The sequence below is a fragment of the Microvirga sp. 2YAF29 genome (genome assembly GCF_052114605.1).
Taxonomy (GTDB): domain Bacteria; phylum Pseudomonadota; class Alphaproteobacteria; order Rhizobiales; family Beijerinckiaceae; genus Microvirga.
In genome coordinates this window covers 23,963-47,911 of sequence record NZ_JBFRFB010000013.1, presented here as the reverse complement: position 1 = coordinate 47,911, position 23,949 = coordinate 23,963, and the positions used below count along the sequence as shown (strand labels likewise).

17 protein-coding genes and 2 pseudogenes are annotated in these 23,949 nt (G+C 59.0%); 6 read left to right on the top strand and 13 right to left on the bottom strand.

All coding sequences use genetic code 11. The features are described from left to right. Positions 1-441 precede the first annotated feature (441 nt). From AB4Y85_RS16165 to AB4Y85_RS16150, 4 genes are read right to left on the bottom strand one after another with little or no spacing between them, the layout of a single operon-like run. On the bottom strand, positions 442-579 hold the full coding sequence (locus AB4Y85_RS16165) for a DUF7696 family protein (protein ID WP_441985942.1): 138 nt from the start codon (positions 577-579) through the stop codon (positions 442-444). A gap of 2 nt (positions 580-581) precedes the next feature. After that, on the bottom strand, positions 582-1,007 hold the full coding sequence (locus tag AB4Y85_RS16160; RefSeq protein WP_441985989.1) for an HD domain-containing protein: 426 nt from the start codon (positions 1,005-1,007) through the stop codon (positions 582-584). 53 nt (positions 1,008-1,060) lie between these two features. Beyond that, positions 1,061-1,519 (bottom strand): AbiU2 domain-containing protein, encoded by a 459-nt coding sequence (locus tag AB4Y85_RS16155; protein ID WP_441985941.1) that lies wholly within the window; start codon positions 1,517-1,519, stop codon positions 1,061-1,063. A gap of 35 nt (positions 1,520-1,554) precedes the next feature. Continuing rightward, a complete protein-coding gene (locus AB4Y85_RS16150; RefSeq protein WP_441985940.1) occupies positions 1,555-1,848 on the bottom strand; it encodes a hypothetical protein in 294 nt (97 codons plus the stop codon). Between the two features lie 998 nt (positions 1,849-2,846). Between AB4Y85_RS16150 and AB4Y85_RS16145 the strand changes: the two genes are divergently transcribed. Beyond that, on the top strand, positions 2,847-3,881 hold the full coding sequence (locus AB4Y85_RS16145) for an IS481 family transposase (protein WP_441985939.1): 1,035 nt from the start codon (positions 2,847-2,849) through the stop codon (positions 3,879-3,881). A 471-nt stretch (positions 3,882-4,352) separates the two neighbouring features. On the opposite strand, the gene AB4Y85_RS16140 is transcribed toward AB4Y85_RS16145, so the two are convergent. Next, on the bottom strand, positions 4,353-4,529 hold the full coding sequence (locus AB4Y85_RS16140; RefSeq protein ID WP_441985938.1) for a hypothetical protein: 177 nt from the start codon (positions 4,527-4,529) through the stop codon (positions 4,353-4,355). 350 nt (positions 4,530-4,879) lie between these two features. On the opposite strand from AB4Y85_RS16140, the gene AB4Y85_RS16135 reads away from it, so the two are divergent. Both AB4Y85_RS16135 and AB4Y85_RS16130 read left to right on the top strand, forming a co-directional pair. Next, positions 4,880-6,118, top strand: a complete 1,239-nt coding sequence (locus tag AB4Y85_RS16135) for a hypothetical protein (protein WP_441985937.1) — start codon at positions 4,880-4,882, stop codon at positions 6,116-6,118. Between the two features lie 90 nt (positions 6,119-6,208). Beyond that, positions 6,209-6,937, top strand: a complete 729-nt coding sequence (locus tag AB4Y85_RS16130; protein WP_441985936.1) for a hypothetical protein — start codon at positions 6,209-6,211, stop codon at positions 6,935-6,937. Positions 6,938-7,307: 370 nt separating this feature from the next. On the opposite strand, the gene AB4Y85_RS16125 is transcribed toward AB4Y85_RS16130, so the two are convergent. The 4 genes and pseudogenes from AB4Y85_RS16125 to AB4Y85_RS16110 form a co-directional block, all read right to left on the bottom strand. Continuing rightward, positions 7,308-8,351 carry a Fic family protein gene (locus AB4Y85_RS16125; RefSeq protein ID WP_441985935.1) on the bottom strand — a complete coding sequence of 348 codons (1,044 nt, stop codon included), beginning with the start codon at positions 8,349-8,351 and terminating at the stop codon, positions 7,308-7,310. A gap of 358 nt (positions 8,352-8,709) precedes the next feature. Then, positions 8,710-10,731 (bottom strand): annotated as a pseudogene (locus AB4Y85_RS16120) (helix-hairpin-helix domain-containing protein). Positions 10,732-11,205: 474 nt separating this feature from the next. Next, positions 11,206-12,654, bottom strand: a complete 1,449-nt coding sequence (locus AB4Y85_RS16115; protein WP_441985988.1) for an SH3 domain-containing protein — start codon at positions 12,652-12,654, stop codon at positions 11,206-11,208. 96 nt (positions 12,655-12,750) lie between these two features. After that, positions 12,751-12,924 (bottom strand): annotated as a pseudogene (locus AB4Y85_RS16110) (DUF4236 domain-containing protein); the annotation flags it as partial. A gap of 174 nt (positions 12,925-13,098) precedes the next feature. Between AB4Y85_RS16110 and AB4Y85_RS16105 the strand changes: the two are divergent. Then, positions 13,099-13,974 carry a HEAT repeat domain-containing protein gene (locus AB4Y85_RS16105; protein WP_441985934.1) on the top strand — a complete coding sequence of 292 codons (876 nt, stop codon included), beginning with the start codon at positions 13,099-13,101 and terminating at the stop codon, positions 13,972-13,974. Here the strand turns inward: AB4Y85_RS16105 and AB4Y85_RS16100 are convergent. Next, positions 13,971-16,193, bottom strand: a complete 2,223-nt coding sequence (locus tag AB4Y85_RS16100) for a KAP family P-loop NTPase fold protein (RefSeq protein ID WP_441985933.1) — start codon at positions 16,191-16,193, stop codon at positions 13,971-13,973. The two genes, AB4Y85_RS16105 and AB4Y85_RS16100, sit on opposite strands and share 4 nt — an antisense overlap. Positions 16,194-16,448: 255 nt before the next feature. Next, positions 16,449-20,150, bottom strand: coding sequence for a vitamin B12-dependent ribonucleotide reductase (locus AB4Y85_RS16095; protein ID WP_441985932.1), 3,702 nt, complete (start codon positions 20,148-20,150; stop codon positions 16,449-16,451). A gap of 673 nt (positions 20,151-20,823) precedes the next feature. Here AB4Y85_RS16095 and AB4Y85_RS16090 point away from each other — a divergent pair. Further along, positions 20,824-21,237, top strand: coding sequence for an NADH:ubiquinone oxidoreductase subunit NDUFA12 (locus AB4Y85_RS16090; RefSeq protein ID WP_441985931.1), 414 nt, complete (start codon positions 20,824-20,826; stop codon positions 21,235-21,237). A gap of 51 nt (positions 21,238-21,288) precedes the next feature. Here the strand turns inward: AB4Y85_RS16090 and AB4Y85_RS16085 are convergent, their stop codons facing one another. Together AB4Y85_RS16085 and AB4Y85_RS16080 are read right to left on the bottom strand one after the other, a co-directional pair. Then, positions 21,289-21,864: a MepB family protein gene (locus AB4Y85_RS16085; protein ID WP_441985930.1), complete on the bottom strand. Its 576-nt coding sequence runs from the start codon at positions 21,862-21,864 to the stop codon at positions 21,289-21,291. Further along, positions 21,840-23,171, bottom strand: coding sequence for an alpha/beta hydrolase family protein (locus AB4Y85_RS16080; protein ID WP_441985929.1), 1,332 nt, complete (start codon positions 23,169-23,171; stop codon positions 21,840-21,842). The genes AB4Y85_RS16085 and AB4Y85_RS16080 overlap by 25 nt, the downstream gene beginning before the upstream one ends. A gap of 160 nt (positions 23,172-23,331) precedes the next feature. Here AB4Y85_RS16080 and AB4Y85_RS16075 point away from each other — a divergent pair, with 160 nt between their 5' ends. Then, positions 23,332-23,934, top strand: coding sequence for a DUF2155 domain-containing protein (locus AB4Y85_RS16075; RefSeq protein ID WP_441985928.1), 603 nt, complete (start codon positions 23,332-23,334; stop codon positions 23,932-23,934). Positions 23,935-23,949: the final 15 nt, after the last annotated feature.

The window sequence follows — 23,949 nt, the reverse complement described above, 5'->3', positions numbered from 1 at the left end:
AATGCGCCTCTCCTAAGAGGCGCTTTATGACCAGAAAGATTAGACGCTATGGGCAGTGATGCTGGCCGCAGCCAGGACGGCGGCAATCTTCCAGTGCTTCTGTATGTGCTGATGAAGCGTCATTGCGGGTCCTCGATGGCGGCGGATCGTTCGGTAAAACACGGCAGCTCCCTAACGGAAGTCATTCAAAGTCGCGTGATGAAGATGGTCCGTCAAGGTTTGTGGCCCGTATTGGCCGATCATTACGTGACCTTCAAGTACACTCCTGCCATGAAGCCGGCCATGATAGCGGTCACTATGATGAGAGCACGAATGGATCGCGGGCTGGGGTATGATTGTTGTCCCACGCGCTTCATTGCGCAGCCCTTACAGCCTTCGTGCGCTCACTGAGCGCTTTTACCTGCTCGACAGACTTCACTCCTCGGACGCCCTTTCTTTGGCTCAGAAAGATTCCCGTTCGTCCTTGACCATCATTAGGACGACACTTGCTTCGTATTCATGCTGCCATTCCTCAGACCAAGTGCTGACGAATTGGCCGGTTAAGTCAGAGAGGGCAGTTGTGTCGCGAGAGTAGTTCATGCCTATGGCTCTCTCAATAGTTCTGTGGCTCGCCTATATCGTTCAAGCCTCTCTAGATCTCGCTCAGTAGGAGACTGGAGGCGAGAAAGATCCATATTGTCTTTCAGATCCGCCAATTTCACCACACGCGCAATTGGGTCTCGGCCGCATCTTGCGACGAATGCCATGTAATCCTCAGACGGACGTCGTGTCAGGCAATCGAGGGCAGTCATGATGGCAGGGCTGAATCCTTCGGCCGCAAGCCGCCCCTTCGTCCAGTCGGGGCAGTCCTCAATCACATCGTGAAGGACACCAGCTATTGCGGCTTCGTCACCACCGCGCTCCCGTGAAGTCATCATAACGCGTACGGGATGAAGGATGTATGGGTTGCCACCTTTGTCGCTCTGCCCAGCGTGTGCTTCCGCGGCGATAGCGATGGCGCGTTCCAACGTGCTCAATTGAAGCTTCCTTTCTGTATGGCAGGGAAGAGTGAGGAGCGGTTTTATAGATCCTGAAGCTTCGTGCCCGTAGGGATGTTCCTCTCAGTCGGCTCCTCAGCCAGGCGCGCATCGGATAGCGCGGAGGAAAAGCGGAGCCCCGAATAAAATCTAATTAGCGCGAACATGCTTCGCTCCTGCAGTATTGAGTAGTCGTACGTATACCCTAGAGCTGCAGTCTGCGGATCTCGCATGATGGATGCGGCACTTGAAAGTAGTTCTCTGACTTCTCCAACAGTTGGGTGATCAAGAGATGTCTTTTTGCTCCGTTCTTCCCTAGTGGCAAGGATCGGATGAGCCGCGTACTTATTCCGGTAGTTTCTTATTTTCGGAAGTGCGCCATCCTTTTCTAGCTTCTTCTCAATATCTCTGAATGCACTGGGCAGGCCATCGATCGCAGAGGCACGTTCTTCTAGCGACGGGATAGAGACACCTAACTCATCGGGGGGTAGGGGCAGGTCCATGCTGTCCTTTAAAGCTTGCAGGACGCTCGGATGATCTAATGTGGTGCAAAGCGTGGGATGCTGAAACCTGCCGGATCAAATCTTTCCCAAATGCCGGCCGACTCAACGAGCAGCGTTGTCGCAATGAGTTGGAATATAGTGCTCGCGGCAATCCGCGATGCTGCATCGGTAGTTTGACCATGGAAGTCGAATTGAACTGCTGCTTTTAGATGATTTTCGAGGACCATGACGCCCCAAAGATACTGGTGTGTCCGAGGAAGGCGCGAGCGAGCGATAAAGATGCGCTCTTCAACGGTTAGGAAACTGAAATTGACAGGATCTGCAGCCACTGATTCCCCCGGGGTGCGGTGACGGCAAGTTATCGACCCGTATTCCCCGCTGGAAGAGGGTATGAGAATCCATTGTTCGTTCCCAGCTGATTATCTCACTCATGATGCACTCCAGTTCTCGCACGCACGATCCGTCTGGTGATGCCCGTTCCCTCTCGGTCTGGAGCAAGTTGGGAGGGCGGGAACAAGTGTTCATGCCCTGATGCGCTGCACTGCTCCAATGACGCCGTAACTGATGGGGTACGAGTGGCGTAACTCCATGGAGTATGCATCAGGAACCTCGTCTTATGCGTTTCCTGAACGAGGCAGCCTGTCACAGCTGGGTGGAGCGCGGCGCCCCGGCCTCCCGGGCCAGTCACACGAAAGGGACCGACTATGAGAAGCCTAGTTCTCGTTTTGGCTCTTGCGGCCACTCCCGCAGTTGCTCAGCCGGAGCGCGTTACGCTGCAGAGCCTTCACGTCCTTTGCTCGGCAGAGGCCACGGCCAGCCGCTTGAATGAGTTGCGCGGCAACAACAGCGCCTGGACGGCACAGGTCAAATCGGAAACTGCCCAGAAGCACTGTACGATCCTGCCGGCAGCAAGGAATGTGTGGGTGGAGGGTCGCTCCGGCGCGCTGACATGTGTCAGAGGGGATGACATACCCAGTTGCGGATGGACCGTGCTGAATGCGAGCTGACAGCTTCACGGGCCGGGGGAGAACGCATCAATCTCCCTCGCGTCCTCTGTTGGGGTGAAGCTCATTGTATCGATTGGGGCGTCGGACGGGCCGGCAGGGCTAAGGTTCCTTAGTCTGTTTCACGGCCATCGGAATTTTGAGCTTCCGGCTCTGATAGCGTCGAGAACCACTCCGCGTAGGGTGTGTTCATGACCATATGCTGAAGTAGTTGGAACTTAATCTGACAGACGGTGTCGATTGGCTGAGGCATGAGCCGAGGCTGGGCGCGGAGTGGACGGGGTGCGCAGCGCCCGGCCTCGGCGTTCACAAGGAACACCGTCATGACCAACGAGCAGAAGATCATCCGGGCCAAGGTCGGCCTGCTGGAACTGGCCAAGCAGCTTGGCAATGTCAGCCAGGCCTGCCACATGATGGGCTACTCGCGCGACAGCTTCTACCGCTTCAAGGAGCTCTACGAGACCGGCGGCGAGATGGCCCTGCAGGAACTGACCCGGCGCAAGCCGCTCCTGGCCAACCGCACGCCAGCCGAGGTGGAGGCCGTCATCGTCGATCTGTCCTTGGAGTTGCCGGCTTTCGGCCAGATCCGCATCGCGAACGATGTGCGCAAGCGCGGCCACTCGATCTCACCCGCCGGCGTACGCGGGGTCTGGCAGCGGCATGATCTCGAGACCATGAAGAAGCGGCTCAAGGCGCTCGAGGCGAAGGTCGCGCAGGAGGGCCTGATCCTGACCGAGAGCCAGTTAGCTGCCCTGGAGAAGGCCAAGACCGAGAAGGAGGCGCATGGCGAGTTCGAGAGCGAATGCCCCGGTTATTGCGGCGGCCAGGACACCTTCTACGTCGGCAACATGAAAGGGGTCGGACGCATCTACCAGCAGACCTTCCTCGACACGTACACCAAGGTAGCGTTCGCCAAGCTCTATGATCGCAAGACACCGATCACGGCCGCTGACCTCATCAACGATCGGGTCCTGCCCTTCTTTGATGCCTACGAGGTGAAGCTGTGTCGCGTGCTCACTGATCGCGGCACCGAGTATTGTGGCAACCCCGAGCACCATGAATACGAGCTTTATCTGGCGGTCGAGGATGTGGATCATTCCAGGACCAAGACGAAAAGCCCGCAGACGAATGGCATCGTTGAGCGCTTTCACAAGACGGTGCTGGACGAGTTCTACCGTGTAGCATTCCGCAAGAAGATCTACGGCTCAATTGCCGAACTGCAGAACGATCTCGATGCCTGGGTACGGAGTTATAATGAGGAACGGACGCACCAGGGGCGGTGGTGCTTCGGCAAAACGCCGATGCAAACCTTTCTGGATGCCGTGCCGCTCGCGAAGGAGAAAATGATTGCAGCCTGATCCTCTCGGACAGGCTCGACCCGATCACTCTCTGACGCCAACTGTCTGATCAAATGCCGACTACTACACATATGCCGATTGTAGTCTGGCGCTTCGTCGTCCCACCACACGGGCCCTCGTTCGCCAAGAGCGATCTTCGCGGCCTGGACCCGCATCCGCGCTGCTCGTGTAGCCTCCGGTTCGCCTTTGGCGTCACGGACGGCGCAGCGCGCAGCCATCAACTCATTGATGCGACTCTGTTTTGCAGCCGGATCCAGGGCGGGATTGCTCATGCGCCAGAGCCGTCCCTTGACGACGAAGTAACGACCATCTGGTGTGCGGGGATAGCGATCAGGCGCAGACACGGGGCCTGCTCACCAGCATTGAAGCGACGTGTCGGCTAGGGTGGAGCGTCCAGGCATTATCAGATCCAGTCCCTTACTATGGGCCATGGCACAAGGGGGTGAAGGGAAGGTTGCAATGAATCGAGCTCTAACGCTTCAGACGCATGATATTGGCGCGAACCCTGCGTCGATAGCCTTTCACCACTTTATGCGCCGTTCCGCCGGTCGCTATCGTCATAGTGGCTTCGTTCAAGGCGGCCATCTTCTCCGTCACCATCCGAAGGTTCTCTGCTGCCGATCCCCGCCCAAGCGCTATTTGTGACATGCGCGTCCATACAACGCTCTGAGCCTCAAGCCCAAGCATTGTGGCCTCGACGCTCAGCCGCAACCAAGTGGAAAACATCTGCAAACTCGCATTCCTGTGCCTGATTGAAAATACACGAGCACTGAGATTGATCCCGAATGTAATCGCCGAAATGAAGCGGAGGGAGGTAGAACTTCCGCAGTCACGGGGCTGGCGAACTTCTACGTGGCCAACTTAAAGGGCAGTTAGGTACCTGCAGTGAAATCTGAGAGTGTAAGCGTCCTAGGTGTCTCTTAAGTTCGGATATCGCCACGAGTGAGCTTGCACTCCACCCAGTTTCGCCTTCATATCGGTCGAACTGGGGCACTGCGATGGCAAGACAGCATTCGACACCACTGATCATATCCAGCGACAGAAAGAGCGTCGCCGCCGCGAGCCTGCTCGAGCTTGGCGTCGGCGGCCATGGTATGACGGAAGGGGAAGTCCAAGATCTTGTCCACCGGTTCCCTTCCTGCCTTCCCATCGCAGAAATCGATCCCCTGTTCGCTAATCCTGTGCCGGTCTGCCGTGAGCTTTCAACGCCGGCTGGCCCAATTGATAATTTTATGATCACGCCGACTGGTTTGCCTGTTCTCGTAGAATGTAAGCTGTGGCGCAATCCAGAAGGTAGGCGGGAGGTCGTCGGACAGATCCTTGACTATGCTAAGGAGTTGGCACGCTGGACTTCGTCTGACCTCCAGCGGGAAGCCGGGCGGCGGAATGGCGTCGACGGAAATGTGCTGCTCGACCTTGTGCGTGCGGCTGGTCACGAAGTGGACGAGATCGGTTTCAATGATGCGCTTACCCTCAACCTGAGGCGCGGACGGTTCCTGCTTCTAATCGTAGGTGATGGTATCCGTGTTGGAGTGGAGACAATCGCCGAATATCTTCAGGGCCATTCTGGTTTGCACTTCACTCTCGGCCTCGTCGAATTGCCCGTTTACCAGCTTGCGGATGGCGCCCGCATCGTTGTGCCTCGCGTGCTTGCGAAGACGCAGACATTGGTCAGGAGCGTCATCGAGGTTCCCGAGGGTTTCGTTCTGGCAGAAGGAGAGGAGGAGGAAGAAACCAGCCCTAGCTTGCTCGAGACGCCGGAGAAGCGCGCTGGCCGCGAGCGGCGGAATGCAATTCGGCAAGGGTTCTGGAAGGACTTTCTAGCCGGTCTCCATCTTGACGACCCAGACCAGATGCGCCCCCCGGCCTCGCTAGGCGGACACATAGTCTTCAAATTTGGAGCACCAGGGGGGTCGAGCTGGCTGACGGTCTACCGCGATATGCGCGCTAATCGCGTCGGCATCTTCCTGTCCTCCAACCGAAACTCGGTGGGGGAACGAGCCTCGAAAGCATTGGCTGCGCACGCAGATGAGCTGGCGGATGAGCTCGGCCGCGAGGTAACGATTGATTTCGACCGCGAACGACCAGTAGTTGAGCAGGTATACAGCGTACAAGACCTTGAAGACCCTGAGGACCGGGCCCGGGCGATCGCTTGGCTTCAGGAGCGTACAAACGCATTCATAAATGCGCTCCGCCCACGAATTCGCTCTGCACTACGAGACCTGGCGGAAGAGTAAAACGCTACAGGTCGAGTACCCGACTGGGGGCTTGGCGCATAAGTGCTATCTATATGCTCAGAAATGGCGGGACTGGGCCAGGAGCCGGAAGTGAGTGATACGGAAGATTTGCTGGCAATCGCGACTGAAATTGCAAACCTGGAGCCTAAGTTCTTCCAGTCTCTAGGAGGGCCGCGATTTGTTCGGCCTGATGATGAGCGCCGGGTCTCAGCCTTGGTCGTTGAGGCTACCGCCATCATGAAAGAGCATCTTGGCCCTCTGAATGACTTTAGCTTTGCGATCGCAGACGCAGCCAGAATGAATGATGTTGGTGATATCGAGCAGCAGATCCGTGCAGCTGCCCGTCACATCAAGCGGAAAGAAAGGAGTGAAAGGCTGGCTCCGACCCCAATCCCACTATCAGGATCTATTCCTCACCACGCTCCGTACGTATCCCCTTTGCGGATAGCTGAGATTGAGGCGCTAAAAGGTGGTGGATGGGATTTTGCGAAGCTGGCTCGGCTTTGCAACGAACTCAACGTCGCTCACTCCAGCGACTGCTATTTTGCAACGGCGATGCTGATCCGAGCGATCACAGACCATGTTCCGCCTGTGTTTGGAATGACGTCCTTCACGCAGGTTGCTTCCAACTATAGCGGCTCCCAATCTTTCAAGAAGTCGATGCAGCATTTGCAAGGATCACTTCGTAATATCGCTGACGGGATACTGCACGAGCAGATCAGGTCAAAAGAGTCACTGCCGTCTCCGCAGCAGGTCGATTTTCGGCAGGATTTGGATCGTCTTATGGGCGAGATTGTTCGGATCACGAGCCAAGTCTAATGGCGAAAGGCCCATTACTTGGCCGCAAGCTACTCATCTGCGCAGCTTCTCTCCGAAGGATTGGGTATGTTGCTGCGCAGTGGGCGGTGCTTGAGATCGAGATAGACTCGACACTCGAAATTTTGCTTGCTCACCCCAATGGAGGCATCTGCTCCCAGAGACGATGCGTTAGTTGTTCGACCGGCGAGCTCTGCTCTTAAAGCAACGTGTGGTATTCGATCCAGCTATGTGTTTCACATCCGGGAAGGTCCCGTTTTCGCACTAAGACGACATGAGTCTGATGTCAGCTAACTTGAATAATGCGGACATTCACTCAGCAGGGATCCTCTGAGGCTGGATCGACCTGGTCTATCTCCGGTAGCCTCATAGATCAGCCATCGGACACCAAAGGAGCCTCACCGAAAGGTCGGTTTACAATCAGCAAGGCTTCCGGCGCAGCAAAAATCCGATTCCTCTGATAACCTGTCCTTTCTAGCAGGATCTTCGCGTCGATGAGTTGCTCGATGCCATTCGAGGCGGCTGGAAACGAGATGCCAAGCAGGCGGGCAAGACGGTTCACTGTCAGCATGGGAAAATGCGGCAGCACTTGGAGCGCACGAGCCGCAGCCGACCCAGCCCGAAACTGACGTCTGCGTCTCCAGGTCGCCTCAAGTTCCAGCAGGGCCTTGCGTGTAACCATCAATTCGTTGGCCGTGCCAATGACGGCATCCGCCATAAAACGAACCATTGCCGACCAGTCGAGGCGTTGCTGCGCTGCCTTCAAGGCCTCGTAGTAATCATGCCTATGCGCTTCGATATACGCGGAAAGGTAGAGGGGGACATGACCCTCGGCCGCCATCATCAGCGACAGAAGAAGTCGTCCGACCCTGCCGTTGCCGTCGCGGAAGGGATGCACCGCCTCGAAATGGGCGTGCGCGATTGCCATGCGCACCAGGAGCGGTTGATCCGCAACGTGGGATCCGCCGCTCCGCATGTAGGACAAAGTCTCCGCAAGACATGGCGCGACATCCTCGGGAGGCGTCGGATTGTAGGTCGAGTAAGTGATATCTCTGCCCGATCCGATCCAAACGACAGCGTCTCTCAGGCATCCTGGTGTATCGCGATAGCCGGGAACACGTTGCACTACAGCCCGGTGAAGATCCAGCACGAGATCGATGGTGAATACGTCGGGACCTGTCGTTTGGGCGCGCGGCAGAACGGTATCTAAGGCACCGGCGTAGTCACGCACCTGCGCCGCAGTACCTCGAGCTTCCTCGTCGGTCATCTCGCCCGCTAGGAGCAATTCGTCGAGCGTGCTCCGGATTCCTTCGATCGCGGAACTGCTGATCGCCTCCTGGCGTGCGAGAACACGGCTGATGATGTACGGGTCATGCCTTTCGGCGGCGAGCCCATCGAGCCTGGCGATCGCTTCCACGGCTTGGTAATGCCGGCGACCCGTTTCGCCCTGAGGAATAAAGCTGTCAGGCGGGGGCAGAGGCACAACGCCGTAGTGACGGGTATAAGGCTCAGGATAGCGCTTAAGCCGCTCTTGGACTGCAGGCGTGAGATCTTCGCGTTTCATCGAACAACGTTCAATTAGGCACCAAAGAAAGCGATCTTATTAAAGGTTATCCCTATACCTCAGATAAAGCTTCGGCTCCACAGCTCATATTGGCGGTTCCCGCAGGGTGAGATGCTCGGAGCGAGGGGAGAGCCATTGGATTGTCGCTCCCGGTCTCGGTGGCCCAGTCTGGCGCCTCCAAGCGCCAGGCGTGACAGCCGAATGGTCTCCATCAACGAAAATTCCGCGCGGTCACCTTAATGACAGCCTCATCGGGTTCGGCCTTCGCCTTTAGCTGTTGAGTGGCTTCGCGGGGACCGCTGCGAACCCAGTCCCATGTCCCGGTCTTTGCTTCGTCTCCACGTCCGCTGCGCAGACGAAGGTCGCTGTCGCGATCGGCGACCGAGCGCAAGAGATCGGACAGGTCGAGAAAATGCTCGGCGATCAGGTGAGTGACGCCGCCCTCGCGTTGAAGCTGTCCACGGCAGCCGATCATGCGGGAGGACAGAATCAGCCGGCGATGCTTCTCGAAGACCGCTGACCAGATCACGAGATTGGCGACGTCGGTCTCGTCCTCGATGGTCATAAAGGTCACGCCCTTGGCCGAGCCAGGTTTCTGACGCACGAGGACCAGGCCCGCTGCCGTCACCCATTGTCCGTCCCGGACGCGCTGAAGATCGGCGCAGGATCGGATCCGGCGCTCGGTCAGCTCCTGGCGCAGGAAGGACACGGGATGCCGGCGCAGCGACAAGCCGATGGAACGATAATCTTCCACGACCTCGCGCCCCTCCGTCATGGGCACGAGATCCACAGAAGGCTCGATGATCTCGGGCCGAATGGCATGATTCTGTTCGTTTGCGGCCGCAAACAGCGGCAGGACTTCGTCCGCCAAGCCTTCGATGGTCCAGAGCGCCTTCCGGCGATCGTCACGGAGAGATCCGAAGGCGTCGCTCTCAGCGAGACGTTTAAGCGTCGATGCCGGAAGCCCGGCACGCCGCTGGAGATCTTCAATGGAGGTCTAGGGCTGCTCCACCCGGGCAATCGGGATCATGGCGGCATCCGTATTGGAAAGGCCATGCACCATCCTGAGACCGAGCCGGACAGCAAACCGTTGCGGATTCTGGGTTGGCTCCAGAGTACAGTCCCAGCGCGAGTGGTTGACGTCGACGGGGCGTACCTCGATGCCGTGAGCCTGGGCATCCCGCACCAATTGGGCGGGCGCATAAAAGCCCATGGGTTGCGCGTTCAGAATGGCGCAGCAGAACACATCCGGATGGTGGCATTTCAGCCAGGACGAGGCATAGGCGATCTTGGCGAAGCTCGCGGCGTGGCTCTCCGGGAAGCCATAAGAGCCGAAGCCCTCGAGCTGCTTGAAGGTGCGCTCGGCAAAGTCGGCATCGTAGCCGCGCGCGGTCATGCCGGAAATCAGCTTGTCGCGGAACTTGGATACGCCGGCCGTCAGTTTGAACGTCGCCATGGCGCGCCGGAGCTGATCGGCTTCCGATGGCGTGAAGCCTGCGCACTCGATCGCCACGCGCATGGCCTGCTCCTGGAAGAGCGGCACGCCGAGCGTCTTCTTCAGAACGCGCTCGAGTTCGGGCCGTGGATATTCTGGTGCCTCTCGTCCTTCGCGGCGGCGCAGATAGGGATGCACCATATCGCCCTGGATCGGACCGGGACGGACGATCGCGACCTGGATGACGATGTCGTAAAAAGTCTTCGGCTTCATGCGCGGCAGCATCGCCATCTGGGCGCGACTCTCGATCTGGAACGTGCCAACCGTATCGGCCTTCTGGATCATGGCGTAGGTCAGTGACTGGCCAGCCACCATCTCGGCGGTGATGCCCGTGATCCGGGTGATTTCAGGGCTGATAGGAACCGACGGTTCCCGTAGTTTACTGAAGGTGCCGATGATATCGCCGACACGGCCCTTGTCGTCGTAGACGAATGCGACCATGCCCAGTTCGATGATTTCATCTTTGGTGTGGTCCAGGCCTGTTGTCTCGGTATCGACGATGACGCCAATTCGTTCGTTCTCATTGAGGAGACGTGGAGAGGCGATCGGCCGTGGCTTCAATCTGCGGAGTATTCGGTACTCGCCCGTTGCCGCAAGAATTTGCGCTGCGGCTTCAAAATCGGCAGCCTTGAGGCGCAGGGCCTTACGCCCTTCGTTATGAGATGTATCCCCCGGTGGCTGGACACGGATCGCCTCGGAGCCTTGATCTCCTAAAAAAAGGTCTGCCTGCTCCTGCACTCTTCGATCTCCAGGCCCTTAGTTTATGAACCCTAAGGTTCTTGAGATCGATGTTACACACCTGCTGATCGCTAACAGGTTAACTCGAGGAGAGCGGATCAGAACAATCTGGCCTCAGCTTAAAAGCCTGAGTTTTTCATCAGATAACCGAGTGTGGCTCCTACCACGCTAGCGAGGATAATGCTGGCTAGTGCAAGGTTCCTCTGCCTTCTATGACGAGCCATGACGGCTTCAAACTGGGCGTCAAAGCTGCTCGTTGTATAACCGTCGTCATGGTCTTCAGCAGACATCTGATCCTTCCAAATGCTCTTAGATAGGGCTGTGTTATTTGTCGCCATTATTAAAGGTTGTCGATGTGAATTAAAATGAATTGTTGTCTACAACATATATCGAAAGTCTCTGGGAAGCTTGAGGTTAACTGAATGCTCGGACTGTCCTGATGAAAGGCGTGCTCCAGAAATAAGGACGCAAGTATCAGGGCGCTTGTCTCAGAAGACTGGAATGGATCCAGCCCCAGGGTTGCGCGTCACCGACTCGGGCCCAAGCGCCTTGTCGCTCGAATACTTTCAGACGTGTTCCGACTGGAACAACACGTACGGAAGTCGTCGAGCGATCCGGACCTGTGCGAACATTCGCGGCCTGAACCGTCGCGAATTGCTGTTGCTGTAAGCCTGCTGGAGTCGGCTGGGCAATGACGGGGCCGTCAGCCGGAGAGCCAGGCGCCATAGGCGTTACCGATGGTGCTTGCGCTGGCAGTTGAGCCGGCGTGACAGGGTTCCCCTGTTGAACGGACGAAGCAACGGGCAGACTCTCTGAAGCGGTTAAGTTCGCTTTTGCCTCAGGTCGGTCTGTCTCGCCCCCCATTAGCAGAAACGGTGCACAGATAGCAGCAATAGCAAGCGCAGTGACCTCGTGCGCTCCGCCGACCAAAGGGAGTGCTGGAAGGCTCGCGGATATGTCGTCTATTTCCGAACTCATCTCGGTTTGCTCCCGTGGGGCCGGGAGAGGGCGCGCTGCCTGACGACGTAACTCGGCTTGCAGCCTCTGGAAGGCTGCACCGAACGCGAGAGCTGCTTCGCAATTGCTGACCTGATAGGCCTCGGCAATGCCAGTCGGCGTTGAGAACCGGAGTTCTCCATACCGCACGATCGGGATTTGGTAGTTATCTTTAAAGCGGCGGTCTGGAGATCCGTCGCGATTTGACTTGGCCCAAGCGTACCCCGTAATTTGGCTATCGCCAGGCACGCTCTCGCTTTCGATGAAGGCAATTGGCTCGACGTCTAACCGGAGCTCCCTCAGATCAACGAGGGCATAGTCTGTTTCTCCCTTCGCACGCATGAGCATGAAGCCAGGAAAAATATCCAGATCACCGCCATTCGCGTTCTGAAAGCGCAAGCCTTTTTGGGAGCCCGCTACAATTCCATCCATCACCGAAGTCAATTGAACGGGCCGGCGGGTGACGGCTGTCGACGCCGCCGAGCGCTCTCTCACCCGATCAACCCCGACGGACGAGGTGACATCCCATATGCGATGTGAGCGGGAGAGTGATACGTGGGCGGATTCGAGCGCAAACTGCGCTGCGAGCGTCTCAGCATCCATATCGAATGTCACCCGAATCTGACTGACGGCTAAGGCCTCGGCGACCTTGATCGCTTCGTTCTCCGCCTCCTTGAAGGCAGCTTGCGCCTTCGGGATCGCCTTCTTCAGGATCAGTCGTAGCGGGAACTGCTCGCGTCGCCGCAATTTTCGCCAGGCTTTCCGCCGACTAGCCAGTGCAGCCTCGAAATCGGGAGTGAGAGCAGCCTTTTGCGCTGAGGCCTCATTGATGAGCCGTTTGAGGCCTGCCAAATCCGGGCTGGTCAGCGCGGCGACTTCAGCGCTTCGGATCTCGCCGATAAGGGGCAAGTCTTCGGCGATGTCCAATGGTATCGGGTTGAAGCTGGGCTGGGGAACAGAGGCCTCTGGTGGGCTATCGGGCCGCGGGCGGGGCTTGGAAGACAACTGGTGTCGGTAAGAAAGACCGGTTCCAGGAAGGCCTATGGTTACGGAGCTCCCGCGTGAGCCGAAATTGAGCGTTGCTCCAGGGCCACCTACGCTGACGCTCATGCCCGACTTGCTCAAGTTCAGGCGGACACCAGGGAATACGCGAACGGACTTACGAAATCTGAACGGCAAGACACTTCTCTCTTCCACGACTTTTGCGTGTATCGTCTCCAGAAAGCTGGATCCTGACAAGATGCCGTAGGGGAAGTCGCCGTGGATTTGAGAGATCCCGAACGTTAATTTTTGTGCCTGTCGCTTCTATTTACAATTGCGGCTCGACCTGGAATTAATATCTTTATATCTCACGCTCACTGCACTCTATCCATGACGCATGGACACCTCGCCAAATCCCAGCTTGCCGGACTCGATGCGAATGAGCTCGTCCGTTACGCAGCCAAGAGAATAGACCTCGACTACCCTGACGATGCTGATCCGGCTCTCGACGCTATCCTCGAGCTTCAGGCCCGCGCGGATCAGAAGAGCTTGGATGTCTGCATCGAACTATGTCGCCGCGAATCCGCACGGGACAAGCGCGTCGGCGCGATCGTACTAGGCCAATTCGGCTACACCTCTGAAGACCGGCGCAACGTCTTCAGGAACGAACGGTACGCCTGTCTGGCAGCTTTGCTTGAAGCTGAGTTGACCGGTCCGTCAGACCCGAAGGTCCTGAGTGACATCTGCTATGCTCTGGGATGGCTGCATGATCCGCGAGTCATTCCACTGGTCTTGCCTCTCCGCAGCCACCCCGACACCGAGGTCCGGCGGGGCGTACGGCATGCGCTTGAGGGACATGACGTCCCAGAAGCCATCGAAGGGCTGATAGAGCTCTCGGGAGATCCGGAACCGATCGTGAGAGACTGGGCCACTTTCAGCCTGGCCCAGCAGATCGATACAGACACCTCCGCTATCCGCGAGGCCCTCTACCAGAGGCTCACCGATCCTGATGAGGGTACGAGGGCCGAAGCGATGATGGGCATGTGCCGGCGGAAGGATCCCCGTGTCATTCCGGCTCTGATCGAGGTCCTGACTTTAGGTGAGTTCACAGGCCTTATGCTTGATGCGGCCATGGAAATGGCCGACCCGAAGCTCTGCTCCGCACTGCAGGCTGCCCACAAGCACGCCTTGGAACGTGGATCTCAATCCGTCATGGACGAGTTGCAAGCAGCCATGGAGAGCTGTCGTTGCCGGAGCGGCGCTTAGTCATCGAACATAGCATCGTCATCAGCCTTCATCTCCGGTCGGGCGAGGAAGCGCTCCGCTCCCTTCAATACGGCCTGGACGCGCCTTAATTCATCTTCGGATCCCGAATAAGCTGCTGCCGCGAGGTGGGCCTCGCTGGCGCTTTTCAGGTCTGACAGATCGTAAAGCGCCTCATCTGGTCGTTCGTGCATAGAATAGTGCCGACCTGTCTCGGAGACTGAATAGGCAAGGAGGCCCTTTGTGAGCTTTGCGAGACAAGCCGGATCTGACGCGATGCCTGCTTTGATCCATTCGCGCGGTTTCTCTGGGCCGCTGAGATGGCCCCAAGCCCGGACGATGTTCCAGTAGAACGGCGCGTTGCTCAACGCTCCTGACCCAGCAGCGCCCTCAATCATTTCCAAGAGCTTTTCCCCGAGCTCCTTGAATCCATCCTCGCTGATGCGCACGGCGTGTGTCGTTCCCTCGGCCGGCAGCTTCCCGAGCTCGCGGGCGCGGTCGACGAAGATCTCCGCACAGACGGTCACGGAGGCCGCCCTGTTAAAGGCTTCAAGCAGATTCGCCGTCGCCTTTTCCGGCCCCCAGGCTTCCAGGATGCTTTGCACCAGGAAAGAGAAGTTTGCTCTGGGAGACAGCATCAGCATGCCGCCGCTCCAGTCGATCCGTAAGACGTCCTCGCCGACTCGCAACAGCGCGTCGAGCATCTCCTGGGTTGGCTCTGCTGCGTCACGGCCTAAGAACCGGTACCGAATTTCCTCCAGCAGGGAGCCGATGAGCGGCCTCTGATGATTGCTGCCCTTGCCGATGTATCCCAAGAAGGTGGAAACCAGGAACTCCTCGTCGTCCATCCTCGCAATCATCGTATCGATAACCGATTTCGGAACGGCATCCGGCGATGGAAACAGGCTGAAATACGCATCATATCCAGTCTGGTGCGCGATACCGCCCCTGTTGACGATCTCAAAGTAGTTCTCGTGCTCACCATAGGCATCTCGGCCACGGATGATTTCCGCGCGTGTGGGGAACAGGGTGCAGAGGACATCGACAATCTGGTCGCGCGTCTCAGGCGGAAGCGAGTTGCGCAGGTCCTCTCCCACCTTATTCTTTGCCTTATCCTGCGCCAGGACAAAGCGCCCCTCGGAAAACAAGAAGTCTCTGTTCTGGCGGACCCATTCGAATGCCTGGTTGTCAAACAGGCGTAGCCCTTCCATGCCGAGAAGATCCTGCGGGTCGATCTCACCTTCCAAAGCGGGCCACGAGAACTTGACCGCGTTAGCGAGGCGGGAAACGTCTCGGGGATACCGGATCCAGCGCGCGATACCGTTTTGCACCAAATACTGCCACCGCGTCGTGTTCGGAATCAGGCCGAGCATGAAGGCGAGTTCCGCATCGAGGATCGACAGCAGGGCCTGCTTGGACGGGCGGGGCAATTCCAACTCGTGCTGCACGATCTTCTCGGCGAAGGCGGGCTCTGACCTCTCCTGGGAAGATATCCCGTCGAGGGCTTGCCATACGATCGTCCGGTCGTAGGCGAGGAGATAGGTCACATTAGGAAGGCGGCCGACCGTCTTGACCATCTGCATGATTGACCGGATTTCCGGCTGATCGAGGCGGTCGATGTCGTCGATAATCACCAGGAAGCGCTTGTCCTTCTGTGCCAAGGAGGTTCGCAGTTGCTCATAGGCTGCTTGGAGGGACGGCTCCGCAAGCCAACGGTCTATCGCGCTGCTGAGAGACTTTTTCGCGATGGCGACGGCAGCCTTCGACGCCGTGCCCCCACTCGGATCCACGGTCACGCCGACCGTCGCGGCTGCGGTCAGAAGCGGGTCCGAGGCGTTCTTAAAGAAGCGAAGGAAGGGCTTCTTGAGCTTGGCCCAACGGCCCGGTGGCCCCGTGAGGCCTTCCGTCAGAACCTTGAAGAACGCACCAATGAGATCCTGATGGCCGGACACGATCCAAGGACGAAAATCGATGATCCTGAGCGCGGTGTTCGGTTCTTGGAGCTCCTGATTGTGCTTCTCAATGAACGCCTGGACGAAGTTGAGCGCCGTGGATTTGCCGCTGCCCCAAGCTCCCTGAAGTCCGATTACGTAGCCATTGCTCGCCTGATGGCCAATGATGACTTTCGCAAGGCGCTGCGCAAAGGGCCGGTATCCAAGCCTATCTTCAGTCCACGGGTTTTGCTTCGGCGTATCGTCGGAGAAGTGGTGCATCTTATTCATATTCGCGTCGAACTTCAGGAAATTCCTGGCGCAACTTGCTCAGGTGTTACCGCTTCATCTGGGAGAAACTGAGCAGCTCGACGCCTATGAGGTTATCGACGCAACTCTCGAGGGGGAGGGCAGAACTCTGAAGGATCCGTTGTAGAAAAGCCCGCCTCATTGGGTGAGGCGGGCTTTGGCTTTATTCGAGGCGCGCTATGGGGTGATTATGGCCATCCTTTGCGAGCGTCCTCAGAAGCTTTAGATACTGTTGGCTTACGAGCAGCCAGTGGTCGATCCGCAAGTATCGCACTTCAAGCAGGTCCCGTTTCGCACCAGCGTGAAGTTCGCGCATTCGGGGCAGGATTCGCCCACATAGCCCTTCATCTTGGCCTCGGCGCGCTTGTCCGCGATGGAGGGGACTGCGGGGGCGGTGAAGGCGAGCTTGGACATTTCGGCTTCGCCGACCGTCACTTCCTGCGCCGCGGGTTGGGCGAGCTCGCTCTTGAGAGCGTTCGCGCCGACCGTATTCGGACGTTGAACAATGCCTCCGCCGCTGGCGGCCCCGCCGGGGATGAGCATGAGGCGGTCCACGTTGCCGCGGGTGAAGCCGCGGGAGACGATTGTCGTGGCGGGCGCGGCTTCCGGGGCCTTCGACTGGGCTTCGCCCGTGCCGATGGTGGTGGGGCCGAGTTCCGACGGGTCCACATGGGCGAGGTCGTTGCGGGCGAGGTAGGACACCGCGAGCTCACGGAACACGTAGTCGAGGATCGACGTCGCGCTCTTGATGCGCTCGTTGCCCTGCACGAAGCCTGCCGGCTCGAAGCGCGTGAAGGTGAAGGCCTCCACATATTCCTCCAGCGGCACGCCGTATTGCAGGCCGAGCGAGATCGCGATGGCGAAGTTGTTCATCATCGCACGGAAGGCGGCGCCTTCCTTGTGCATGTCGATGAAGATCTCGCCGAGACGGCCATCGTCGTATTCGCCGGTACGCAAGTAAACTTTATGGCCACCGACGACGGCCTTCTGGGTGTAGCCCTTGCGACGGTCGGGCATCTTCTCGCGGTCGCGCATCGCGACCACGCGCTCGACGATCTTCTCGACGATCTTCTCCGAAACGTGGGCTGCTTTCGCCGCAGTTGGCATGGCGGTGAGCGCTTCCACCGCATCCTCGGAATCCTCTTCCTCATCGGCGATGAGCGCGGAGTTCAGCGGCTGCGAGAGCTTGGAGCCGTCGCGGTAGAGGGCGTTCGCCTTCAGCGCCAGCTTCCAGGAGAGCATGTAGGCGCTCTTGCAATCCTCGACGGTGGCGTCGTTGGGCATGTTGATGGTCTTGGAGATCGCGCCCGAGATGAAGGGCTGCGCCGCCGCCATCATGCGGATGTGGCTTTCCACCGAGAGATAGCGCTTGCCGATCTTGCCGCACGGGTTGGCGCAATCGAACACGGCGTAGTGCTCATTCTTAAGATGGGGTGCTCCCTCGAGGGTCATCGCGCCGCAGATGTGGATGTTGGCTGCTTCCACATCGGCCTTCGAGAAGCCGAGGAAGGAGAGGATGTCGAAGGACGGATCGTTGAGCTTTTCCGCCGGGACTTTGAGCGTGCCGGTCAGGAAGTCGTCGCCGAGCGTCCAGCGGTTGAAGACGAACTTGATGTCGAAGGCCGACTTCAAGCCCTTCTCGACAGCCTCGATCTTCTCATCCGTGAAGCCCTTCGAGCTAAGCGCGCCCGGGTTGATGGCGGGAGCCTGCTTCATGGAGCCGTGGCCGACAGCGTAAGCCTCGATCTCAGCGATCTCGGATTCGCGGTAGCCCAAGGTGCGCAAGGCATCCGGCACGGCGCGGTTGATGATCTTGAAATAGCCGCCGCCTGCGAGCTTCTTGAACTTCACGAGAGCGAAGTCGGGCTCGATGCCGGTGGTGTCGCAATCCATCACGAGGCCGATGGTGCCGGTGGGCGCGATCACGGTGGACTGGGCGTTGCGGTAGCCGTTCTTCTCGCCGAGTTGGAGCGCGAGGTCCCAGGCCTGCTTCGCATGGGCGACGAGGCTCTGGTCGGGGCAGGAGGCGTGATCGAGCGGAACCGGGTTGACCGAGAGACCCTCGTACCCTTGAGCCTCGCCATGCGCCGCGCGGCGGTGATTGCGGATCACGCGCAGCATGGACTTGGCGTTGGCCTTGTAGTTCGGGAACGGCCCAAGCTCGCCCGCCATCTCGGCGGAGGTGGCATAGGACACGCCGGTCATGATGGCGGTGAGAGCGCCGCCAAGCGCACGGCCCGCGTCGCTGTCATAGGACAGGCCCATGGTCATGAGCAGGCCGCCGATATTGGCATAGCCGAGGCCCAGCGTGCGGTACTCGTAGGAGAGCTGCGCGATTTCCTTGGACGGGAACTGCGCCATCATCACCGAGATTTCGAGCACCACCGTCCATAGACGGCAGGCATGCTCGAACGAGTCGGCGTCGAACTTGTGCGCGGCGCGGTCGAAGAACTGCAGCAGGTTGGCGGAGGCCAGGTTGCAGGCCGTGTCGTCCAGGAACATGTATTCCGAGCAGGGGTTCGACGCCCGGATGCGGCCACCGGCGGGGCTGGTGTGCCAATCGTTCATGGTGGTGTTGTAGTGCAGGCCGGGATCGGCGGACGCCCAGGCGGCGTGGCCGATCTGCTCCCACAGGTCGCGGGCCTTCAGGGTCTTGAGAACCTTGCCGTCCTTGCGGGCCTTGAGCTGCCAATCGGAATCGTTCTCGACGGCACGCAGGAATTCGTCCGTCAGTGAGACGGAGTTGTTGGAGTTCTGGCCGGAGACCGTGAGGTAGGCTTCCGAATCCCAGTCCGTGTCGTAGATCGGGAATTCGATGTCGGTGTAGCCCTGCTTGGCGAACTGGATGACGCGCTTGATGTAGTTGTCCGGGATCATGACCCGGCGCGCCATCTTGATTTCCTTCTTCAGAGCCGGGTTCTTCTCCGGATCGAAGCAGGCATCGCCTTCAGCCTCGCAGTTCACGCAGGCCTTCATGATGGCCTTGAGGTGCTTGTTGCCGAGCTTGGAGCCGGTGACGAGGGCAGCAACCTTCTGCTCCTCCTTCACCTTCCAGTCGATGTAGCTCTCGATATCCGGGTGATCGACATCGACCACGACCATCTTCGCCGCGCGGCGGGTGGTGCCGCCCGACTTGATCGCGCCCGCAGCACGGTCGCCGATCTTGAGGAAGGACATAAGGCCGCTTGAGCGTCCGCCGCCGGAAAGCTTCTCGCCCTCACCACGCAGGTTGGAGAAGTTCGAGCCGGTGCCCGAGCCGTATTTGAAGAGGCGCGCCTCGCGGACCCACAGGTCCATGATGCCGCCTTCATTCACCAGATCGTCCTCGACGCCCTGGATGAAGCAGGCATGCGGCTGCGGATGCTCGTAGGAAGACTTGGACTTGGTCAGCTTGCCGGTCTTGTAGTCCACATAATAGTGGCCCTGGCCGGGGCCATCGATGCCGTAGGCCCAGTGCAGGCCGGTGTTGAACCATTGCGGCGAGTTCGGCGCGACCATCTGGTTGGCGAGCATGAAGCACAGCTCGTCATAGAAAGCGCGGGCATCTTCTTCCGATGTGAAGTAGCCGCCCTTCCAGCCCCAATAGGTCCAGCAGCCGGCGAGGCGGTTGAACACCTGCTTGGAGGAGATCTCGGAACCGGTACGGCTGTCTTCCGGCAGCTTGGCGAGCTTTGCCTCGTCGGGAACCGAGCGCCACAGCCAGGAGGGGACGTCGTTCTCTTCGACCTTCTTCAGGTGAGCCGGAACGCCGGCCTTGCGGAAGTACTTCTGTGCGAGAACGTCGGACGCCACCTGGCTCCAGGTCTCCGGCACCTCGATGTTCTCGAGCTTGAAGACGATCGATCCGTCCGGATTGCGGATCTCGCTCGTCGCGAGCCGGAAGGAGAGGGAGGAATAGGGATCCTGGCCAAGTTTCGTATAGCGCCGCTCAATCCGCATCGGTCTTTATCCTAAGTGTGGAGACAAAAGTCTCCAGCGCCGCAAGCCGCGCCTGCAGCGGTAAGCCCCAAAAATTTTTCGATACCCCAACGACCCGTTTTGCGGATCGCTACACGCACCACGCCCGAGTTACGGTCTCCTTGGAGACGCCACAGCTCACGCGGCAAACAACTCGCCGCGGGCTCTTGAACGCTCACTTAGGGGAGATTTCGACCTCCCTTTCGGGTCGGTCGCCGGTCTCAGATCGGATCCCCGGCAAGCTAGTCGTGATGTGAGCCTTACGTCAAGAACTTGTGCCGAACGTTTCTGTTCCAACTATATGTAGTGGGCAATTGTTAACAATGTGGAAAAGTGGCTAAGCCTCAGAGACTCCTTTCAGAATCCAAATCGCACTTTCCGAATGGCCAAGTTTGGCCGGCTCAGTTTTGCGTTTTTGCACCCCATAAGAGGCGCTAAATGTTGTGCCGGCGCATCAATTTCCCATAGGGAAACCATGTCGGCTAAAAAAGTCCGCTCGGAAGCCAAAATCCAGTGAATCCGGGAAAATCGCCTCAGAATCGCCCAAGTAGAATCGGCGGAGAATCAGTTGCGGGTTCAAGGTTGGAAAAGCTGGACTTCGCGACGGGGGGAAGCCATATTCCGCACAAATTCAAGAACCCCTTCGGCGGTAGCGATGAAAACCTTTTTGGCTCAGTTCTTTACCTGGTGGAACGGACAGACCCTTGGCACGCGATTCTTCACTTGGCGCAAGGGACAGTTCGTCGGCCAGGACGAGTTCGGTAACACGTATTACCGCTACACCCAGGCCCAGGCCATCGACTCGAATGTGGGCGCTGAGCGCCGCTGGGTGGTCTATAATGGCAATATAGATGCCTCGCGGGTTCCTCCCGGCTGGCGCGCATGGCTGTGCCATAACGGCGACGTCCCCCCGAGCGAGGAAAACTACCAGCCGTACTCTTGGGAAAAGCCCTACGTGCCCAACATGACCGGCACACCCAACGCCTATCGTCCGCAGGGATCCCAGCTCGCGACCGGCCAGCGCCCGGCCGCCACGGGCGATTACGTGCCCTGGACGCCGGCCGAGTAAGGTTCTGGCGTCCTCACGCTCAAGTGGTTGACCCGGCGGGCAGATCAGAACTCAGCCGAGGCCATAGAGAATTCGCGCCCTGACCTGATCCACTGGCCGATCATAGGAAGTTTCCAGGAAGTATTCGAGCTGCCAGGCCTGGCTTCGCGCAGCCTGCCGACTCTCCGGCTTATCCCATGGCGGATAAACGCGGATGGCGCGTTTCCCGCCTTTGCCATTGCTTGAGAAGATGTCTCGTTGGCAGAGAACCGTTTTCGGCAATACAAATTGCCCGGACAGTCTGTCCGCGCGGCAGTGAATTACAACCACCTCGACCGGATCGGTTTTGTCGAAGGGCTGAATCGGACCGTTGCCGATCCTTTTCCATAAGGTGACGAACTGGCCGATCTTCGTGGGCGTAATCTTCGCGACGCGAAAGCGGGCAGGGAGGCCTCCCAGCTCAAACCTCGCCGCGCCGTATTCACGGCTTTCCGGTTCAAGCTCGATCTTCGAGTAAGTCAGCCCAAGCGGCGCGAAGACATGGTCCGCAGCGAATGTGAGGTCCTGAGGGATCGCCGCGTTGGATACATCCGGTTTCTGGGCCATCTGATGCAATCGCAGTCCTAGTTGATCTTGCTTTTCAGCCACTCGCCGATGACCCGGCCTGCTTCCGGATTATACTCGCTCTCCTTGCCATCCCGACGGATCGCGAAGCTCTCCGCCTGATCCTTCATGCGATAGAAGGAATGATCCATTCCGGCGATCTCCACGAAGGTCGCCGCGCCAGGGCGGGCGGCATTGATGGTGTCGAGAATCTCACGGTGTTCGTCCGCGCTCGTCAGGAAATCGGCGCTGCCATAGACCAGCAGGGTATCGGGCTTCAGCCGCGTCCACAGATCCGCGAAGTCGATGGCGGCGATCTGCTGGAGATAGGCATCGGAGGAGGGGATCTTCATTTCCTCGGCGCAGGCCGGACGCTTTTCCAGAATCTGCGCGCGGGGCGTCTTCTCAATAAGCAACTGATGCATGCACCATTGCTTGAGTTGCATCTGCGCGCCGATCTTGGCTGGTGACACGCTCTCCAGCTTGAGCTGGCGGCGGCGGTTGATGAGCTCGTATTCGAACCATGTGCTGCCCACGGTCGCGGCGGCGGCGATGCCGCGCACGGGCTCGCGCTCGGCGATCAGCGGGCCGACGATGCCGCCGATGCTGTGGCCGACGATGAAAACTTTCTCGGGATTCACATAGGCCTTCGTCTTCAGGTCCTTCAGGCCCGCGACGTAGCCCTCGACCTCGGTTTGCATGTCCACTTTGGCGCAGGCTTCGCCCTCGCTGTCGCCCATGCCGCTCTTCTCGACGCGCATGGTCACGAAGCCGTCGCGGCTCATGGATTCGATGAGCTGGCGATAGGGTGTCTCCCGGTCGAACGGGTAATCCATGCTGTAGCAGCCGATGCCGCCCACGAAGAGCACAGCGGGCTTGTGGCTATCCTGTTTCGGCTTGGTGATGATGGTGCGGCGGCGGACACCTGCAGCCTCGACCGTTTCGTAATACGTCTCGTGATTGGCCGAGGTTTCCGGCGGGAAGCCGATCAGGCCGACCTTCTGTTCCATGGGCTTACCGGCCCGCACCAGCGAGAGGTTGAGGCTGTCTCCGGCCCGTTTCTTGCGAATCGCCGCCGATACGTCCCCCGTGGAGCGGATCGTCTCGCCATCGAGCTTGAGTACGATGTCACGAGCCTGAAGTCCTGCTGCTTCCGCGGAGGAACCGGGAATTACCCGCTCAAGGATGATGCCTTCGCCCGCCGGCAGCTTGGCCTCGGTCCTCACGGCCTCTGGCACCGCAGCCATTCCGATTCCCATAAAGGCGCGGCGCGCCAGTTCGGCGCTCTCGGCGTTGGAAGCCAGTGTAAGCAGGAAGGAAGCGGCCAGTAGGGCGCGAGCAGAGAAGGGCATGAGTCAGATCCTTTATCGATGTTATTTTATCCGAAACTCGCCTGGCTGCTAAGCTTTGTTACGCATCGCCCTTTTTCCAACACGGTTGACGTGTTAACGCGGGGCGAGAACATGGAAGCGGCCGTGCGTGGCCGGGCCATGACAGCGTGGACCAGTGATCATGAAACTCGGGTGGACGCGGGCGGCTTTCGTGCTCGCATCGATCGTCGGCGGCATCTCGGCCGCCCAGGCGGACAGAATCAAGAATCCGACGGCGGTCTTCTCGGGGCTCGACAAGATCACCGGGCGTATCGTCTCGTTCGAGGTGAAGGTCGATGAGACCGTGCAGTTCGGCGCCCTTCAGATGACGCCGCGCGTGTGCTTCACCAAGCCGCCGACGGAAACGCCTGACACCACTTCCTTCGTCGAGGTGGAGGAGCCTGGCGCCGAGGGCGAGGGCAAAAAGGTCTTCTCCGGCTGGCTCTTCGCCGCGAGCCCGGGCCTGCATGGCATCCAGCACCCGGTCTACGATATCTGGCTCGTGGACTGCAAAGGTGGGACGGAAGTGATCGCCGAGCCCAAGGAAGTGGTCGAGCCGCCTCCGCCCATCGAGCAGGACGCAGCCCGTACGCCTCCCGCCGCGCCGCGTTCCGGCGGCATCATGGCTCCAGCCGAGGGCGCTCAGCGCGCTCCTGCGCCGCCCGCCGTCCAGAGCGCGCCGTTACAGCAGCCTGCACGCCGCCTGCAGACGAGAGAAGCGCCGCTCGTCAATACCGATCGCTAGAGAATCGGCCCCAAA

Excerpts from the sequence above, each read along its gene's own strand:
- AB4Y85_RS16165 (WP_441985942.1), bottom strand. The coding sequence starts at position 579 with ATGAACTACTCTCGCGACACAACTGCCCTCTCTGACTTAACCGGCCAA.
- AB4Y85_RS16155 (WP_441985941.1), bottom strand. The coding sequence starts at position 1,519 with ATGGACCTGCCCCTACCCCCCGATGAGTTAGGTGTCTCTATCCCGTCG.
- AB4Y85_RS16145 (WP_441985939.1), top strand. The coding sequence starts at position 2,847 with ATGACCAACGAGCAGAAGATCATCCGGGCCAAGGTCGGCCTGCTGGAA.
- AB4Y85_RS16140 (WP_441985938.1), bottom strand. The coding sequence starts at position 4,529 with ATGTCACAAATAGCGCTTGGGCGGGGATCGGCAGCAGAGAACCTTCGG.
- AB4Y85_RS16135 (WP_441985937.1), top strand. The coding sequence starts at position 4,880 with ATGGCAAGACAGCATTCGACACCACTGATCATATCCAGCGACAGAAAG.
- AB4Y85_RS16105 (WP_441985934.1), top strand. The coding sequence starts at position 13,099 with ATGACGCATGGACACCTCGCCAAATCCCAGCTTGCCGGACTCGATGCG.
- AB4Y85_RS16100 (WP_441985933.1), bottom strand. The coding sequence starts at position 16,193 with ATGAATAAGATGCACCACTTCTCCGACGATACGCCGAAGCAAAACCCG.
- AB4Y85_RS16095 (WP_441985932.1), bottom strand. The coding sequence starts at position 20,150 with ATGCGGATTGAGCGGCGCTATACGAAACTTGGCCAGGATCCCTATTCC.
- AB4Y85_RS16090 (WP_441985931.1), top strand. The coding sequence starts at position 20,824 with ATGAAAACCTTTTTGGCTCAGTTCTTTACCTGGTGGAACGGACAGACC.
- AB4Y85_RS16080 (WP_441985929.1), bottom strand. The coding sequence starts at position 23,171 with ATGCCCTTCTCTGCTCGCGCCCTACTGGCCGCTTCCTTCCTGCTTACA.
- AB4Y85_RS16075 (WP_441985928.1), top strand. The coding sequence starts at position 23,332 with ATGAAACTCGGGTGGACGCGGGCGGCTTTCGTGCTCGCATCGATCGTC.